The organism is Gordonia sp. ABKF26 (genome assembly GCF_041103195.1).
Classification (GTDB): domain Bacteria; phylum Actinomycetota; class Actinomycetes; order Mycobacteriales; family Mycobacteriaceae; genus Gordonia; species Gordonia terrae.
This window is the reverse complement of sequence record NZ_JBGCVZ010000003.1, coordinates 3,027,782-3,042,810: the sequence shown is the minus strand read 5'-3', so window position 1 is coordinate 3,042,810 and position 15,029 is coordinate 3,027,782. Positions and strand designations below refer to the sequence as shown.

17 protein-coding genes are annotated in these 15,029 nt (G+C 66.7%); 11 read left to right on the top strand and 6 right to left on the bottom strand.

What is annotated here, in order from left to right:
* Positions 1-48: 48 nt before the first annotated feature.
* The gene (locus AB4Z55_RS14010; RefSeq protein WP_369519924.1) at positions 49-1,221 is read right to left on the bottom strand and encodes an acetyl-CoA C-acyltransferase; all 1,173 of its coding nucleotides are present in this window, start codon (positions 1,219-1,221) and stop codon (positions 49-51) included.
* Positions 1,222-1,345: 124 nt separating this feature from the next.
* Between AB4Z55_RS14010 and AB4Z55_RS14005 the strand changes: the two genes are divergently transcribed.
* The 3 genes from AB4Z55_RS14005 to AB4Z55_RS13995 all read left to right on the top strand — a co-directional run bounded on the left by AB4Z55_RS14005 (position 1,346) and on the right by AB4Z55_RS13995 (position 3,287).
* Positions 1,346-1,849, top strand: coding sequence for a helix-turn-helix domain-containing protein (locus AB4Z55_RS14005; protein WP_248642715.1), 504 nt, complete (start codon positions 1,346-1,348; stop codon positions 1,847-1,849).
* A complete protein-coding gene (locus AB4Z55_RS14000; protein ID WP_248642717.1) occupies positions 1,846-2,352 on the top strand; it encodes a putative immunity protein in 507 nt (168 codons plus the stop codon). Before AB4Z55_RS14005 ends, AB4Z55_RS14000 begins: the two co-directional genes overlap by 4 nt.
* 188 nt (positions 2,353-2,540) lie before the next feature.
* Positions 2,541-3,287: an MBL fold metallo-hydrolase gene (locus AB4Z55_RS13995; RefSeq protein WP_369519923.1), complete on the top strand. Its 747-nt coding sequence runs from the start codon at positions 2,541-2,543 to the stop codon at positions 3,285-3,287.
* 98 nt (positions 3,288-3,385) lie between these two features.
* On the opposite strand, the gene AB4Z55_RS13990 is transcribed toward AB4Z55_RS13995, so the two are convergent.
* On the bottom strand, positions 3,386-4,762 hold the full coding sequence (locus tag AB4Z55_RS13990; RefSeq protein WP_369519922.1) for an NAD-dependent succinate-semialdehyde dehydrogenase: 1,377 nt from the start codon (positions 4,760-4,762) through the stop codon (positions 3,386-3,388).
* Positions 4,763-5,012: 250 nt separating this feature from the next.
* On the opposite strand from AB4Z55_RS13990, the gene AB4Z55_RS13985 reads away from it, so the two are divergent.
* Together AB4Z55_RS13985 and gdhA are read left to right on the top strand one after the other, a co-directional pair.
* A complete protein-coding gene (locus AB4Z55_RS13985; RefSeq protein ID WP_248642722.1) occupies positions 5,013-6,008 on the top strand; it encodes an alpha/beta hydrolase family protein in 996 nt (331 codons plus the stop codon).
* 1,023 nt (positions 6,009-7,031) lie between these two features.
* Positions 7,032-8,393, top strand: coding sequence for an NADP-specific glutamate dehydrogenase (gene gdhA, locus AB4Z55_RS13980; RefSeq protein ID WP_082932020.1), 1,362 nt, complete (start codon positions 7,032-7,034; stop codon positions 8,391-8,393).
* A gap of 56 nt (positions 8,394-8,449) precedes the next feature.
* Here the strand turns inward: gdhA and AB4Z55_RS13975 are convergent, their stop codons facing one another.
* Positions 8,450-8,665, bottom strand: coding sequence for a hypothetical protein (locus AB4Z55_RS13975; RefSeq protein ID WP_369519921.1), 216 nt, complete (start codon positions 8,663-8,665; stop codon positions 8,450-8,452).
* 27 nt (positions 8,666-8,692) lie between these two features.
* Between AB4Z55_RS13975 and AB4Z55_RS13970 the strand changes: the two genes are divergently transcribed.
* From AB4Z55_RS13970 to AB4Z55_RS13960, 3 genes are all read left to right on the top strand, one after another.
* A complete protein-coding gene (locus AB4Z55_RS13970) occupies positions 8,693-9,055 on the top strand; it encodes a hypothetical protein (RefSeq protein ID WP_369519920.1) in 363 nt (120 codons plus the stop codon).
* Positions 9,052-9,573, top strand: a complete 522-nt coding sequence (locus AB4Z55_RS13965; protein ID WP_369519919.1) for a hypothetical protein — start codon at positions 9,052-9,054, stop codon at positions 9,571-9,573. The genes AB4Z55_RS13970 and AB4Z55_RS13965 overlap by 4 nt, the downstream gene beginning before the upstream one ends.
* 100 nt (positions 9,574-9,673) lie before the next feature.
* A complete protein-coding gene (locus tag AB4Z55_RS13960; RefSeq protein ID WP_369519918.1) occupies positions 9,674-10,552 on the top strand; it encodes a hypothetical protein in 879 nt (292 codons plus the stop codon).
* Positions 10,553-10,760: 208 nt separating this feature from the next.
* On the opposite strand, the gene AB4Z55_RS13955 is transcribed toward AB4Z55_RS13960, so the two are convergent.
* Positions 10,761-11,060, bottom strand: a complete 300-nt coding sequence (locus AB4Z55_RS13955) for a putative quinol monooxygenase (protein ID WP_101822672.1) — start codon at positions 11,058-11,060, stop codon at positions 10,761-10,763.
* Positions 11,061-11,217: 157 nt separating this feature from the next.
* Between AB4Z55_RS13955 and AB4Z55_RS13950 the strand changes: the two genes are divergently transcribed.
* On the top strand, positions 11,218-12,861 hold the full coding sequence (locus AB4Z55_RS13950) for an alkaline phosphatase D family protein (protein ID WP_369519917.1): 1,644 nt from the start codon (positions 11,218-11,220) through the stop codon (positions 12,859-12,861).
* Positions 12,862-12,884: 23 nt separating this feature from the next.
* On the opposite strand, the gene AB4Z55_RS13945 is transcribed toward AB4Z55_RS13950, so the two are convergent.
* Both AB4Z55_RS13945 and AB4Z55_RS13940 read right to left on the bottom strand, forming a co-directional pair.
* Positions 12,885-13,322, bottom strand: coding sequence for a VOC family protein (locus AB4Z55_RS13945; protein WP_369519916.1), 438 nt, complete (start codon positions 13,320-13,322; stop codon positions 12,885-12,887).
* An 80-nt stretch (positions 13,323-13,402) separates the two neighbouring features.
* Positions 13,403-13,834: a PPOX class F420-dependent oxidoreductase gene (locus AB4Z55_RS13940; RefSeq protein ID WP_369519915.1), complete on the bottom strand. Its 432-nt coding sequence runs from the start codon at positions 13,832-13,834 to the stop codon at positions 13,403-13,405.
* Positions 13,835-13,959: 125 nt separating this feature from the next.
* On the opposite strand from AB4Z55_RS13940, the gene AB4Z55_RS13935 reads away from it, so the two are divergent.
* Together AB4Z55_RS13935 and AB4Z55_RS13930 are read left to right on the top strand one after the other, a co-directional pair.
* Positions 13,960-14,520 carry a DUF4334 domain-containing protein gene (locus tag AB4Z55_RS13935; RefSeq protein WP_369519914.1) on the top strand — a complete coding sequence of 187 codons (561 nt, stop codon included), beginning with the start codon at positions 13,960-13,962 and terminating at the stop codon, positions 14,518-14,520.
* A 240-nt stretch (positions 14,521-14,760) separates the two neighbouring features.
* Positions 14,761-15,006 (top strand): hypothetical protein, encoded by a 246-nt coding sequence (locus AB4Z55_RS13930; RefSeq protein ID WP_369519913.1) that lies wholly within the window; start codon positions 14,761-14,763, stop codon positions 15,004-15,006.
* Positions 15,007-15,029: the final 23 nt, after the last annotated feature.

Genomic DNA, 15,029 nt, shown 5'->3' with positions numbered 1-15,029 from the left:
CCTCATGGATGACCGTCGATCACCCCGCTCCGCTCGGGGCCGTTGGCGTCAGCCGAGTCGTTCGTAGATGGTCGCGTTCGCGAGTCCGCCTGCCTCACACATGGTCTGCAGGAGGTAGCGACCCCCGCGTTGTTCGAGGGCGTTGAGTCCGGTGGTCGCGAGGCGGGCACCACTGGCACCCAGCGGATGACCGAGCGCGATCGCACCGCCGTTGACGTTGACCTTGTCGACGTCCACACCGAACTCCCGAGACCACGCCAGCACCACCGGCGCGAAGGCCTCGTTCACCTCGAACAGGTCGATGTCCTCGATACGCAGCCCACTGCGCGACAGCGCCTTTCGGGTCGCCGGGATGATACCGGTGAGCATCAGCAGCGGATCGTCGCCGGCGACTGCGATGGTGTGTACCCGAGCGCGCGGGCGCACACCGAGTTCGGCGGCCTTCTCGTCACTCATGAGCAGCACCGCCGAGGATCCGTCGCTGATCTGGCTCGCGCTCGCGGCGGTGATCTCCCAGCCGATCTCGGGGTATCGGCGTGCGATCGTCTCGTCGAAATAGGCGGGCTTCAACCGCGCCAGATCATCGAGACTGCCTCCGAGACGGATTCCCTCGTCCGACGTCAGGCCCGCAAGAACAGCGAGCTCGTCGTCGAAGAGTCCGTTCTTGGTCGCGGTGGCCGCCAGATCGTGTGATCGCAGCGAGAATTCGTCGATCTCACGGCGCGAGATGTTCCATCGGGCTGCGATCAGTTCGGCCGAGATGCCCTGCCCGACGAGCCCCTCCGGGTAACGCTCCTCGAACGCCCGCCCGTTCAGATCGGCGGTGCCGGCCGCGGCCGAGCCCATCGGTATCCGGGACATGGATTCGACCCCCGCCGCGACCGCGACGTCGTAGGTGCCCGCGATGATGCCCTGCGCGGCGAAAGCGATGGCCTGTTGACCACTGCCGCACTGGCGGTCGACAGACACCCCCGGCACCGATTCGGGATAGCCCGCGGCGAGGAGCGCCCGCCGCGCGAGGTTGAAGCTCTGCTCCCCCACTTGGCTGACGACTCCGGTGATCACATCGTCCACGCGTCCGGGCTCAACACCCGAGCGGTCCACGATCGCGCGCAGGCTGTGCGCGAGGAGGTCGACAGGGTGGACGTCGTGCAAGGCGCCGGTGGGCTTGCCCTTCCCGATGGGCGTACGAACGGCGTCGACGATGACCGCTGATCTCATGACTGATCCTCCATCAGTGCGCGGGCCGGAACAGGCGCCGGCCCGGATACCGGCTGACTTTTGTCTGCCATAGTCAGGACTACGCTCTGACTATGGTTCTGTCAAGTCAGGGTAGAGTGGGGTCATGATGCACCTGAAGGGACCGCTCGCCGAGCGCGACAGCTGGGAGGCGAGCGGCTGCTCGATCGCCAAGGCGATCGACCTGGTGGGGACCCGGTCCGCGATCCTCATCTTGCGCGAGGCCTTCTACGGCGCAACCCGGTTCGATCAGTTCAGTCGCCGTGTCGGGATCACCGACGCGGTAGCGTCGAGCCGCCTCCGAGAACTCACCGAGGCCGGGATCTTCACCAAGGTGCCCTACCGCGAAGCCGGTCAGCGGGAGCGGTTCGAGTATCAGCTCACCGACAAGGGCCGCGACCTCTTTCCGGTGGTGATGTCGTTGATGCAGTGGGGTAACGACCATCTCCAACCCGGCGGTGCGCCACTCACCGTGACCGACACGGAGCAGGCCCCCGTTCGGGTCGGGGTCGTCCCCGAACACACTGCCCTGCTCGCACCCGAGGACGTCGAGGTGCGTGTCGCCCGGCGCACCCGCCCGGTCCCGCGCCGACCGGAGCGGTCGGGATGATCCTGCCCACGATCTTCGATCCTCGCCTGGTCACCATCCGTCGTGGCGGGACGCTGACCGACGCCGATCATCACTCCCTTGCGCTCTGGGCAGCGACATGCGCCGAGCACGTCCTCCCCCTGTTCGAGTCGGCCCGTCCCGAGGACGCGCGACCCCGCGAAGCCATTGCCGCCGTCCGCGCGTGGACCCGGGGCGAGCTGGCGATGATGGCGTCGCGGGCCGCCGGCGGACATGCCATGGGTGCCGCACGCGACCTGCGTGGTGCACCGCGCTTCGCCGCATACGCCGCCGGGCAGGCGGCGGTGACGGCCCACGTCGCATCGCACGATCTGGGCGCCGCGGCCTACGCGATCAAGGCGGTGCGAGCGGAGCGTGGGGCCGATGCGGGCAAGCTCGAATGCGCTTGGCAGCGTGGACAACTCCCGAACCGGCTGCGCGAGCTGGTACTCGACGACCAGCGTGCCCGGAATGAACTGTGCTGGTTGGCCTTCTCCGACGACTGACCCGGTACCGATGTCCGCGATTGGCTTTCTGTGCGGCAACACTGATAGTGTCGCTATCACGCTCACGCGGTGCTGTAACCCGCATGTCGAGCCAGAGGCCGGGGTGATTACAGAAACCCCCGGTCTTGTCCAAGCCTCCACGGTCGTGCCACGGTTTGCGGCTGCCCCCAGCGGGTATGCGCCCGAGCATGACCTTCCATCGCGACGTCGTACCAGGCATTCACTGGCTGGAACACGCGCACACGAATCAGTACATCGTCGAGGACCGAGATCGGCTGGTCCTCGACGACTGCGGACTCCCCCGGTCGTATCAACCCCTCGTCCGGGCCATCCGTGAACTCGGCCGGGACACCGACGCCGTCTCCGATCTGGTCATCACCCATGGCCACTTCGACCACGTGGGCACGGCGCGCCGACTGGCACGCGAATGGCGGATACCGGTCCACGTTCACCGCGACGATGCCTGGCTGGCATCGCATCCCTATCGTTATGCACATCAGAACGCCACCAGATTCGGAGTGCCCCTTCGTCATCCGCGGTCTCTGTCCCTACTCGGGCGGATGGCGGTGGCGGGCGCGTTCACAGTCCGTGGCGTCGATCACATAGATGTGACGAGCTTCGGCGACGCCGCGGTGCTCCCCGGCGGCGCGCAGGTGGTACCCACCCCGGGCCACACGTACGGCCATGTGTCACTCCACTTCCCGTTACGTGATGCGGTGATCGCCGGCGATGCCCTGGTGACTCTCGATCCCTACACCGCGGCTACCGGCCCCCGCATGATCGCCGGGTCCGCGACCGCCGACCTCGATCGCAACCGCACGTCGCTCGACGCCCTGGCAGCGACGGAGGCGAAGTCCCTCCTTCCCGGTCATGGGGTGCCGTGGCATCATGGAGTGGACGTCGCGGTGGCCCGGGCGCGCGAGACCAGCGGCTGACCCCGCAGACAGACGTGAGGGCGGGCCGACGCGTGTCGCGTCGCCCCGCCCTCACGGCTTGGTGGCGTCCCCACCGATGATCGCCGGCGTGGCTCGGTCTATGCCGAGGCTGTCCGACGCAGCTTGGTGTTGACGAACTCGCCCATACCCCAGCGCCCGAGTTCACGACCGTAACCGGATCGCTTGACCCCGCCGAACGGGAGGCCCGGCAACGTGGTGCCGTGCTCGTTGACGTAGGCCATCCCGACCTCGAGCCGGTCGGCGACCTTCTCGGCCCTGTCGATGTCGTCGCTCCACACCGACCCGCTCAGGCCGAACTCGACGTCGTTGGCGAGCGCCACGGCGTCCTCCGCGGAGGCGACCTTGTAGATCATCGCGACGGGACCGAAGATCTCCTCGGAGTATGCGTCCATCTCCGGGGTGATGTCCGTCAAAACGGTGGGTTCGAAGAACGCGCCGTCGCGCTGCACCGGCTTGCCACCAGTCCGCAACGTCGCACCCTGTTTCACGGCCGTGTCGACCTGCTCGGCGACGGTGTCGCGTGCCGAGAGCGACGACAGCGGTCCCATCTGAGTGGACTCGTCTGCCGGATCACCGACGGCGGTCGACTCGAACTGTTTCACAACCCCGTCGACGAAATCGTCGTACAGGTCATCGAGCACGATGAAGCGCTTCGGTGAGTTGCAGGCCTGCCCGGCGTTCGACAATCGCGCCCGGGCCGCGATCTTCGTCGTGCGTTCCATGTCGGCGGAGTCGAGGAGGATGAACGGGTCGGATCCCCCGAGCTCGAGCACGGACTTCTTCAGGTTCGCCGCCGCCACCGTGGCCACGGCTGCACCGGCTTTCTCGCTTCCGGTGAGCGACACACCGCGTATCGCATTGTGCGCGAGCAGGTCTGCGATCTGATCACTGCTCGCGTACACGTTGATGTACGCGTCTCCAGGCACGCCCGCGTCGTGCAGGATCTCGGCCATCAGGGCCGACGAGGCCGCGCAGATCGACGCGTGCTTGAGGATGACGGTGTTGCCCGCCAACAGGTTCGGCGCGGCGAATCGCGCGACCTGATAGTACGGGTAGTTCCACGGCATGACGCCGACGAGCGGACCGATCGGAGCGACCTGCACGATCGACGACTCCGCACCCTGCGGATCGAGCGCCTCGGTTTCGAGGAGATCGGGCCCGTGCTCGGCGTACCAGCGATAGATGTCGGCGGCGAGCTGCACCTCCCCGGCCGCCTCCTTGGCGGGCTTTCCCATCTCGGTCGTGATCACGGACGCGAGCTCGCCGGCTCGCTTCTCGTACAGATCAGCAGCCCGCGCGAGCACCGCGGCACGTTCGGACGCTTCGGTCGAACGCCAGTCCTGATACGCGGCCAGGGATCGTTCGGCAACCGTGGCCACCTCGGCGTCCTCGAGCCCGGAGAACTCCCGGTCGGTGACACCGGTGGTCGGATTCGCGGTGACATATGTGCTCACAGAGCACCTACCTTCCTCTGTCGTTGAGAATCCCGACTGTCGACAGCCCGGAATCGGTCGGGTACCCGGATCGCATGGACCAAAACCCGGCCGTCGGCGCGCTCCGGGCACACAAGCGCCGCCGACCTGTTCTAATGGGTCCGCGGTCCGTGTTCGGACCAGTGATCGACCGACACACGATGAACGCCGGACGTCGACCTGGGGGTGGGTCGCCGGCTCGTGACGGGCAGTGCCCGAGGGGGAACGAAGAGTGTCACGCTGGCAGCGGGCCGTAGGGCTCGGTTGTGCATTTCTGATCGCGGTCGTCGCGAGCCTGTCGACGGGGCAACCGGCGGGGGCGACTCCACCGAGGCTCGCCGACACGGCGCGGATTCTCGCGGTGTCCCCGGAGACCGCGACGCGGACGACGATGACCGTGTACTCCGCGGCCATGAAGCGGCCTGTTCGGGTGAGTGTGCTCGTCCCCCGCGACCGGACCGGGCCCCGGCCCACCGTTTACCTGCTCGACGGGATCGATGGTGGGGTCTACACCAACTACACGCAGAGTGGGTGGACGTTCCAGACCGACCTCGCGCGCTTCGTCGCCGACAAGAAGGTCAACGTGGTCCTGCCCATCGGGGGTACGGGTTCGTACTACACCGACTGGCGCCGACTCGACCCCGTCCTGGGCCGGAACATGTGGGAGACCTTCCTGACCGAGGAACTCCCTCCACTGGTCGACCGACGCTTCCGAGGCAACGGGCGGAACGTGATCGGCGGGCTGTCGATGGGGGCGCTGGGTGCGATGTCCATCGCCGTGCGCAATCCGGATCTCTACCGGGGCGTCGTCGCCTTCAGCGGGTGTCTCGATCAGGGTTCGCCGGAGTTCCGGCAGGCGACCGCCACATCGGTCAGCACGAGAGGTGGGAATCCGGAGAACATGTGGGGACCGCTCGATCACGACACCTGGGATGCCCACAATCCCGCCGATCATGTGTCCGCGCTGCGTGGTAAGCCCGTGTACGTCGCGGTCGGCAACGGCCTGCCCGACCCAGCACTCGGACTGGCCGGGCTGGCGTCACCCGTCGGCGGCGTCCTCGAAGGCATCGTCGCCCGATGCACCGAGAGCTTCAAGCGTCGCGCGGACCGTGCCGGGGTCGACATCACCTACGACTTCCGTGCCGGTCTCCACTCGTGGGGTTACTGGAATCAGGATCTGCATCGAGCCTGGCCCACGATCGCCCGGGCGCTGAACAGCGCGGGCTGACACGAGTCATCGTCAACGCGCACTTTTTCTCTTCCGAATCAACGAGACATCGTCGCGTGCCCGCTTTCGCTCCCGGCGTTCCTTGAGTTCTTGTCGACGCTTTTTCGAACTCGAATTCTTTTCTGCCACTTTTCCTCGATGGGTTGTCTTCTACAAACGGGTCGGTCCCGCTCACCTCCGTGACCATAGCCCAGAAACCAGAGAAGTCCAGCCCACCCACATTCCTCCGATCTAATCCGCTCTAATTAGGTGTTGCACATCATGTTTCGTAGCCGACAGGTTCGCGACAAACGCCGGACTGGCTTTTATTTTTTTCTGGGCTAGAGTCCATGGCACCGGTCGCAGATGGCCGGAAACAGCGAAAGGAAGCGTGGCCGTGAAAGCGGTTGTGATGGAGTGTCGGATACGCGTGTGCGGTTCCCCCGGTCGGGTGAAGGAATTCGTGGATCGAGCGTCGATTCGCGCTCGGGACGCCTTTCCCCACCCCGCGAGGTGTTCAATTGTCGTCGAAGGGTCGGACTCGTTGCTCCTGCGACGCCAATGGCACCGTGAGAACGACGTGGACGTGTTCGGAGTGCCGGAGGGGCGGGATGTGTGCTTCGGTTTCGCGGACTCGTCCGGACGGTTGACCGTCGCGAGACTCGAGAGTCTGTCACGCGACATCCTGAGCCACCTCGAAGTGGATCCGTGGGTGTCCGACGACACCGAGTCCGTGCCGTGGATTCTGACTCTCACCACCGGTGCCGATCCGAGGTCCAGGCGTGAGATCGTGACCCGCCATCCGTCGCTCGAGGTGCGACGACCTGTTCTCGCGACTTCGTGATGGTGCACCACGGTGCGACCTGACTGCGTGTCGGAAACGAGCGGCCCCCGACCACCTCACCCCGATCAGGTCACCGCAGACACACCCGTTGTCACCGTCTGTCGGACCGGTCTGCGGTCGAATTCCTGTCACTCGATAGGGTGCGGGTGGCGACGTGCCCATCCGGGTACGTCGCCGTCCCACACGTATCGGAGAAGGAAGTGGTCGCCATCGTGGCCGTGCTCGACGAGAAGATCAGCGATCTGTACGCGCAGGTTGTTGCGCGAAACCCCGGGGAGGCCGAATTCCATCAGGCCGTCCGGGAGGTCTTCGACAGTCTGGGTCCGGTCTTGGCGAAACACCCCCACTACGCGGACGCCGGGATCATCAAGAGACTGACCGAGCCCGAGCGCCAGATCATCTTCCGGGTGCCGTGGGTCGACGACCAGGGTCAGGTACAGATCAACCGCGGGTTCCGGGTGGAGTTCAACTCCGCTCTCGGCCCGTACAAGGGCGGGTTGCGCTTCCACCCGAGCGTCTACCTGGGCGTGGTCAAGTTCCTCGGATTCGAACAGATCTTCAAGAACGCCCTGACCGGACTCCCGATCGGCGGCGGCAAGGGTGGCGCCGACTTCGATCCCAAGGGACGCTCCGACGGCGAGGTGATGCGCTTCTGCCAGTCCTTCATGACCGAGCTCTACCGCCACATCGGCGAGTACACCGACGTACCCGCCGGCGACACCGGCGTGGGCGGCCGCGAAATCGGTTATCTGTTCGGTCAATACAAGCGCATCACCAACCGCTACGAATCCGGCGTCCTCACCGGTAAAGGGCTGGCGTGGGGTGGGTCGCAGGTGCGTACCGAGGCGACCGGGTACGGCGTCGTGTTCTTCGTCCGCGACATGCTCGCCGCAGCCGGTGACGATCTCGACGGCAAGACCGTGGTCGTCTCCGGCTCGGGCAATGTCGCGATCTACGCCATCGAGAAGGTGCAGCAGCTCGGTGGCCGTGTGATCGCCTGCTCGGACTCCGGGGGTTACGTCGTCGACGAGGCCGGGATCGACCTGGATCTGCTCAAGGACATCAAAAACGTTCGGCGCGGACGTATCTCGGACTATGCCGACGCCCGCCCCGATACTGCCCGCCACATCGCATCCGGCTCGTTGTGGAACGTGCCCACCGACATCGCCATCCCCTGCGCGACACAGAACGAGCTGAACGGGGTCGACGCCGCCGAACTGGCGAAGAACGGTTGCCGCATCGTGGCCGAGGGCGCGAACATGCCCAGCACCCCCGAGGCGGTGCGCATCTTCTCCGAGGCGGGCGTCAGCTTCGCGCCGGGCAAGGCCGCGAATGCGGGCGGGGTGGCCACGAGCGCACTCGAGATGCAGCAGAACGCCTCCCGAGATTCGTGGACGTTCAGCCACACCGAGGAGCGGCTGTCGGAGATCATGACGTCGATCCACGATCACTGCCTCCACACGGCGGACGAGTACGGGGCGCCCGGCAATTATGCGGCCGGAGCCAACATCGCGGCCTTCACCCAGGTTGCCGACGCGATGCTCGCCCTGGGTCTCATCTGACCCGACACCGGAGTTCGGACAGCAGCGGGGTTCGGACATCAGTCGGCACTTGACCTTCAGGTAGGTCGAAGCCGGATGATCTGCCGACCGGCGAACCGAGTGTCACCCGGTGGTCGGGAACGCTGTGTGCCGGGGACCTCCGCGATGGTCTGTCCGACCTGGCCCGAGGTGGCGTCGTCGGAATCGAGGCCGGGACCCGCGCGGTACGGTTCCGGCTCACCGGTCGGGACGATCTGTGGTGCCGTCTGCTCGACGATCCCTTCCCCTCTCACCACGCCATGGTCGATGTACTGCCGCCGGTGACCACGCGTGCGAGCGTCGCCCCATCCGGTGTGCTGCCGTATTTGGAGGGCTGCGTCGACGAGCGAGTACACCTGGACTTCACGTCGACAGCACTGGTGTTGAGCGACGCAGCGTCGGTGGGGGTCACCACCCTGCCCGCCGACATCCACGGGCCGCCGGTCGAGATGTGGTTCGAGGTCTCGACCCTCTTCCCCGCGGTCGGTGTGTCCATCGGCGCCGAGCTGTTGCTCGACGTGCGGGCCGCCGACCTGCCTATGACGATTCGTTCCGCCGACGGCGGCGACCTCACGACGATCGTCATGCCGGTCCGGCACCCGACCGCATCGATCGATCACCAAGACGGAGGCCCGGTGACATGACCGAACCCGACGAAGACTCCACGATGCACGAACTGACCGAGGCGGTGGCCCTCGGACAGGGAGGCGACACCACCGGGGCCCGGGACAGACTCCTCGCCCTGTGGGAGTCGATCGGCGTCGACGGTGACGCGCTCCATCGATGCACTCTCGCGCATCATCTCGCTGACCTGTGCAGCGACCCGGCGGACTCGCTCGCGTGGGATGTACGTGCGCTCGACGCCGCCCTTGCACTGACCGATGAGCGGGTGCGGTCTCACCACGCCGATCTCTCCGTGGCGGGTTTCCTTCCCTCACTACATCTCAATCTCGCCGACGATCATCGACGGCTGGGGTCATTCGAGGCGGCGGGCCGACATCTCGACGAGGCACTCCGCGCCGCGGCCGAACTACCAGAAGGACCGTACGGCAGCATGATTCGAGACCTGATCAAGGACATCGCCGGCGCGGTCGAGCGCCGGGACACGACTGCCAGACAATCACATCCGGGGATGTCCGGTTCCGAAGGCAGAGCCGGGTGACCGCACACCAGGCCACCCCGCCCAGATCCCTTGACACCCCGTTGACCAGGGTCTTCACTGAGGAGTGCGTGTTCGTCACTCGATCGGCAGGGGCATGCGTATGGCAGGGAACCGACCCGAACCACGGTGGCGACGACTCATACCCCGGCCGTGGCCGCCGTACACGGTGGTGGCCCTGATCGCCGTCGTCGGGCTCATCTCGCCACTGCTTCCCCGCGCCGATGCCCGACCGGGCACGAGCACAACCGGTTTCGCGATCCCCTTCGCCGGCGCCCCCGCCTTCGCCGGCCTGGCACCGCCGAAGTCGACAGTCGCGGAGCTGATCAACGAGCCACTGGGCGCGGAACGAACCGAGCGCATCGCCGCCGGCATCGGCTTGTCCTCTCGAGATGCGCTGTCGGCGGAGCAATTTCGTGAACTGACGACCGGCGGTGGAATCGGAGGCAGGCGCGATGCGGCCCAGATCATCGATGCGTGCCTGCAGATTCTCACCAACTCCGCGGGTCGTCCGATGTTCGGTGGGTCGGTTCTCGGCAGTTACGGCCTCTATGTGACCCGACAAGGTCTGCTGCAGAGTCCGGCAAACGCGAGCGCCCCGACCCGACAGGTCAATTCACTCCTCGCGCCCGGCGGTTACGTCGGCACCTGGTTGCGCGCCAACGGCGCCACCGACACCCTGGTCGCACTCTATCGCTCGGCGTACACCGTCGAGGTGCCGTTCGGGTTCGTCGCGCAACAGACCTCGGCGGCAGCGCAACTGGTTCGCAACACCAAGGACTCGGTGACGACGACGGTCGGTATGTCGATGGCGCCACCGCTGTGGATCGTCAACTTCGCCCTGCTCTACGTCGTGAAACCGTCCCTGGCCGCCGCGATGCCGGCCTATTGGACGCCGATTCCACCTGTCGTGGCCGAGGCGATCGAGGCGAGTCCCACCGGCCAGGTCCCCTACGCGGAGTATGAGAACAACTTCCGGTGACGAGTGCGCGGGTCAGCCCTCTCGGCGTCGAACGATCTCGGCGATCCACACCGGCGCGGACGGTGAGGTACCACCCGCCGCCGCGACACCGGCGTCGGGGTCGTTCATCCAGGACGTCCGCAATTCCTCTCGATGTCGATACTCCCGGTCATGGCCTCTGCCCGCGCAGCGCACACAGCCCACGACCGTCGCCGATGGGGCCCGGACGTCAGTCCGGCGCGCCCGCCAGGACCCGCATGTCCGCGACGTCGTACTCGGCCACCGTCGCCGAAAGGATGGCCCGCGCCTGGTCGTCGCCGACCCCGGCACCCCGGAAGGCCTCGACAGCCGACTGCGAGTCCCACCGCTCGAAGATGTTGATGCGGCCCGGGTCCGTCGAGTCCGCGCTGATCGCGAAGTCTCGACATCCCGGTGCCCGGCGGGCCGCTGCGACGACGCCCTCGCATCCTGCGAGGTAGTCCGCGCGCCCGCCCGGGTCGACCCGAAGACAGCCGGCGACGATCACCATTTGTTCCTCCTTCGATTCGCCATACACCTGCCCTGCCGCCGTCGGCTTGCATCCCTGCAGGCAGACGCACCAGGAGTACAGACTCGTCGACCCGGGCGAAGTCATCGCGCCGATCGACGTGGCCGCACGAGCCGACGCGACGGCCTACTCTGATCGAATGGCTTTGGTTCTGGGTCCGATCCTCCGGCACGTCGACGAGACCTCCGCGCTGGTCTGGGTGCAGACCGACGAACCGGGCGAGGTGGAGGTCCTCGGGTGCGGCACCCGGACCTTCGAGGTATCCGGTCACCATTACGCGTTGGTCGAGGTCACCGGCCTGGTACCCGACACCACCACCGAGTACCAGGTCCGCGTCAACGGTGCCCTCGAGTGGCCGCTCCCCGACACGGAGTTCCCGCCCAGCGTCATCCGGACCCGTGGCCCCGAGACCGCCGACCGGCACCGCTTCGTGTTCGGATCCTGCCGGTACCCCCGGGCCGAGGATCCGAAGCTCGACGAGAAACTCGGACTCGACGCGCTGGACTGCTATGCCATCCGCATGCGCCATCTCCCCGTCGAAGAATGGCCGGACACGCTCATCCTGCTCGGCGACCAGGTGTACGCCGACGAGCTGACCCCGCAGGTGAAGGAGTCGCTCGAATCGAGTCGGACGTCGACCGCCGGACCGGCGGACGAGGTCGTCGACTTCGAGGAGTACGAAGGCCTGTATCGACACACCTGGGGAGACCCCGAGATCCGGTGGATCCTCTCGACCGTGGCGACCGCCATGATCTTCGACGATCACGACATCCGCGACGATTGGAACACCTCCGACACCTGGCGTCGACAGATGGGTGAGAAGCCCTGGTGGCAGGACCGGATTCGTGCGGGCCTGGCCTCGTACTGGGTGTATCAGCATCTCGGCAACCTCTCCCCGGCCGAACTCCGCGAGTCCGAGGACTACCGCCGCGTCCGCGACATCGACGGCGACTGTTGGCCCCACCTCGTCGACGTTGCGGATCGCGCCGATCGCGAGACCGACGGGACGAAGGGCATCCGGTTCAGTTTCCGCTGGGATCTGGGCAACACCCGGCTGATCATGATCGACTCCCGCAACGGGCGCATCCTCTCCGGCGGAACGCGGAAGATGTTGAGCGACGTCGAATTCGAGTGGGTCGAGAACCAGGTCGAGGATGATCTCGAACGGCTCGACCACCTCGTGCTCGGTTCGTCGCTGCCGTGGTTGCTGCCGCCGGTCATCGGTGATGCGGAGACCCTCAACGAGATCGGCGCCCGGCAGTCGGGGCGTCGAGGACGACTGGCCGAGAAGATCCGGCAGGGGGCCGACCTCGAGCACTGGCCGGCCTTCTTCGACTCCTTCGTCCGGCTCAGCGAGATGATCCGCCGGGTCGCGAGCCGCGACCCGGGACCGGCGACGATCAGCGTGCTGTCCGGCGATGTCCACCACAGCTATGCGGCGCGTGCCACGTTTTCGGATGCGACCAGTGCGGACGTGCACCAGTTGGTGTGTTCACCGGTGCACAACGCGATCCCGCCCTATATCAAGGTGGTGTTCCGGGTGGGGTGGTCCACTCGGCTCGCCTCCGTTGTGCGTCGGTGGGCCCGTCGCGGCGGATCGCCCGACCTACCGGTCGCCTGGCGCAACACTCTCGGCCCACTGTTCGGCAACACCATTGCCACACTCTCGGTGGAGGGGCGTTCCGCCGAGGTCACCTTCGAACAACCAGACCTCGACGGGACGCTGGGCAGGGCCGGAAACATCTCCCTGACACCGGATTCCGTAGCGACAGAGCGGACATAGCGCGCTCGGTCGCGTCGAGAACCCTAGTCCAGGCAGAACTCGTTGCCCTCGGGGTCCTGCAGAACGATGTGCCCCTCGCCGAGCGGTGGTGCGGGGTCGTGCCGTTCGACCCTGGTCGCGCCCAACGCGACGAGCCGGTCTGCCTCGGCTTCCAAGGCGGCCATCCGATCATCGCCGCGCAGACCGGGCGCCGCACGAACATCGAGGTGTACCCGGTTTTTCGCCGCCTTCCCCTCGGGGACGCGCTGGAAGAACAACCGGGGCCCGCGTCCGTCGGGATCGATCACGCCCGACGCGTCGTTCCGGCGTTCCGGCGGGACACCAAAGGCCTCGAGCGCGGCATCCCAGCTGTCGAAGCCGGGCGGTGGGTCCTGGAGCCGGTAGCCGAGCACCTCGGCCCAGAACCCCGACAACAAAGCCGGGTCACCACAATCGAACGTCACCTGAAAGTCTGTCGCCATGGGAACCACTCTGCGTCATCGCGAGGACAGCCCGTGTCCTAATTCGTCATCGCAATCTCGTCGACCCCGGCGCCGCCACCTCAGCGAAGACGTTCGCCGTACACCCGGTCCACCGACATGACCATGAGAACGCGACGGTCGGCGACCATCACGCTGCGGTATTCGTCCCAGTCCGGGTGTTCGCCTGCGGCCTTGCGGTAATAGTCCACGAGCGCCTCGACCTCGGGTCCGTCCGTTTCGGTGCCCGGGCCGATCAGCGTGACGGTGCCCTCCGCGGTCGCCCAGGTGTAGCGGTCGGGCCCGGTGATCTCCAGGGCCGCGCGCGGATCGCGCCTGAGATTCGCGGTCTTGGCCCGGCCCTCGGTCATCGAGACATAGATGGTCTCGGCGTCGCGGTCGTAGAAAGGGGTCACCGGGGACAGCTGCGGAAGTCCCGATGCCTTGATCGTGGCGAGGACACCGAGACCACCTTCGGCGAGGAGATCACGGGGGTCATACGTGGAGTGGGTCATGCCTGCGGCAACCCGGTGAGCGGAACGGCTATTCCGGGACGTCGAGCGTCTCGCCGCGATCGCCCAGCCGGGCCATCGTTGCGACATTCTTCAGATCCTGTGTCTTTGCACGTACGATCGTCGACATGCATGTGCGCGAGATCCTGCCCACCACACCGACCACGACCGCCGAGGCGCTCAACCTGTTCGACTCCTCCCCCGCGGTCGAACCCGACTTCATGATCGGCACCTGGCGCGGTGCCGAGCTCCCGACCGATCACCCGCTGGACGGGTTCCTGGCCGCAAGCGGCTGGTGGGGAAAACAGTTCGTGGATGCCGAGACCGTGCACCCCCTGCTCTTCCCGACCCGCGACGGTTCGGCGCTGTGGGCGATGAACCCCGCGATAGCCTTCGGCGGACTCGGCGTCGCCGAGAAGGCACCGGGGGTCACTTCGATGTCCTTCGCGACTCCGATCGCGGCAACCCGTCTGCTGAGCCAGACCCGGCGGTCACGCGCCCGGTTGCGCACCACCCGGTACCGCGGCACCGACACCGCGACGATGTCGTATGACCAGTTGCCGATCAACGACGTCTTCCACCGGATCTCCGACGACGCCGTCTTGGGCGCCATGGATCTGAAGGGTTCGCCGAAGCCGTACTTCTTCGTGCTCCGACGCGACGACTCGCTCCGCCTCCTCGGCCACTGACCGTCGCTTTCGATTTCGCATCGGCATGGCCGATCCCAGGTCATCGAGATGGCACGGGCGTTCACTGGACAGATGAGCACCACACTCGACTCTCGATACAGGCACTGCGCCGCACCGGCGGCCGCGGTTGCGATCGCCGGAGTACTCACCCTTGTCGCCCCCGGGACAGCACTGGCCGCCCCACCGATGCCGAGTGGGTACTAACGCGGCAACGTCACCAGCGCACCCATCGCCGACACCGTGTGGTTCGGCAAGAACTTCACCGGCTCGCGTGTCGTCAACAGCACCGCGGTCGGCTGGGCCTTCCCCGGTGCGGTCTACCGCGGCCGCTCGGTGCAGGACGGCGCGCCCGTCATCGTCGTGGACTATTCGGGGACCACCGTCGGATTCGTGCGCGACGAACTCCGGGCCGACGGCCGGGGCGGGTACTGGGGTCGCGCGCTCAACGGCAGCACCGAGTTGCTGCGCTTCCATCTGACGCGCTGACCTACGGCGACGCGGGGGCACCG

Coding starts and splice junctions, on each gene's coding strand:
- AB4Z55_RS14010 (WP_369519924.1), bottom strand. CDS start 1,221: ATGAGATCAGCGGTCATCGTCGACGCCGTTCGTACGCCCATCGGGAAG.
- AB4Z55_RS14005 (WP_248642715.1), top strand. CDS start 1,346: ATGATGCACCTGAAGGGACCGCTCGCCGAGCGCGACAGCTGGGAGGCG.
- AB4Z55_RS14000 (WP_248642717.1), top strand. CDS start 1,846: ATGATCCTGCCCACGATCTTCGATCCTCGCCTGGTCACCATCCGTCGT.
- AB4Z55_RS13995 (WP_369519923.1), top strand. CDS start 2,541: ATGACCTTCCATCGCGACGTCGTACCAGGCATTCACTGGCTGGAACAC.
- AB4Z55_RS13965 (WP_369519919.1), top strand. CDS start 9,052: ATGACCGAACCCGACGAAGACTCCACGATGCACGAACTGACCGAGGCG.
- AB4Z55_RS13960 (WP_369519918.1), top strand. CDS start 9,674: ATGGCAGGGAACCGACCCGAACCACGGTGGCGACGACTCATACCCCGG.
- AB4Z55_RS13955 (WP_101822672.1), bottom strand. CDS start 11,060: ATGGTGATCGTCGCCGGCTGTCTTCGGGTCGACCCGGGCGGGCGCGCG.
- AB4Z55_RS13950 (WP_369519917.1), top strand. CDS start 11,218: ATGGCTTTGGTTCTGGGTCCGATCCTCCGGCACGTCGACGAGACCTCC.
- AB4Z55_RS13945 (WP_369519916.1), bottom strand. CDS start 13,322: ATGGCGACAGACTTTCAGGTGACGTTCGATTGTGGTGACCCGGCTTTG.
- AB4Z55_RS13940 (WP_369519915.1), bottom strand. CDS start 13,834: ATGACCCACTCCACGTATGACCCCCGTGATCTCCTCGCCGAAGGTGGT.
- AB4Z55_RS13935 (WP_369519914.1), top strand. CDS start 13,960: ATGCATGTGCGCGAGATCCTGCCCACCACACCGACCACGACCGCCGAG.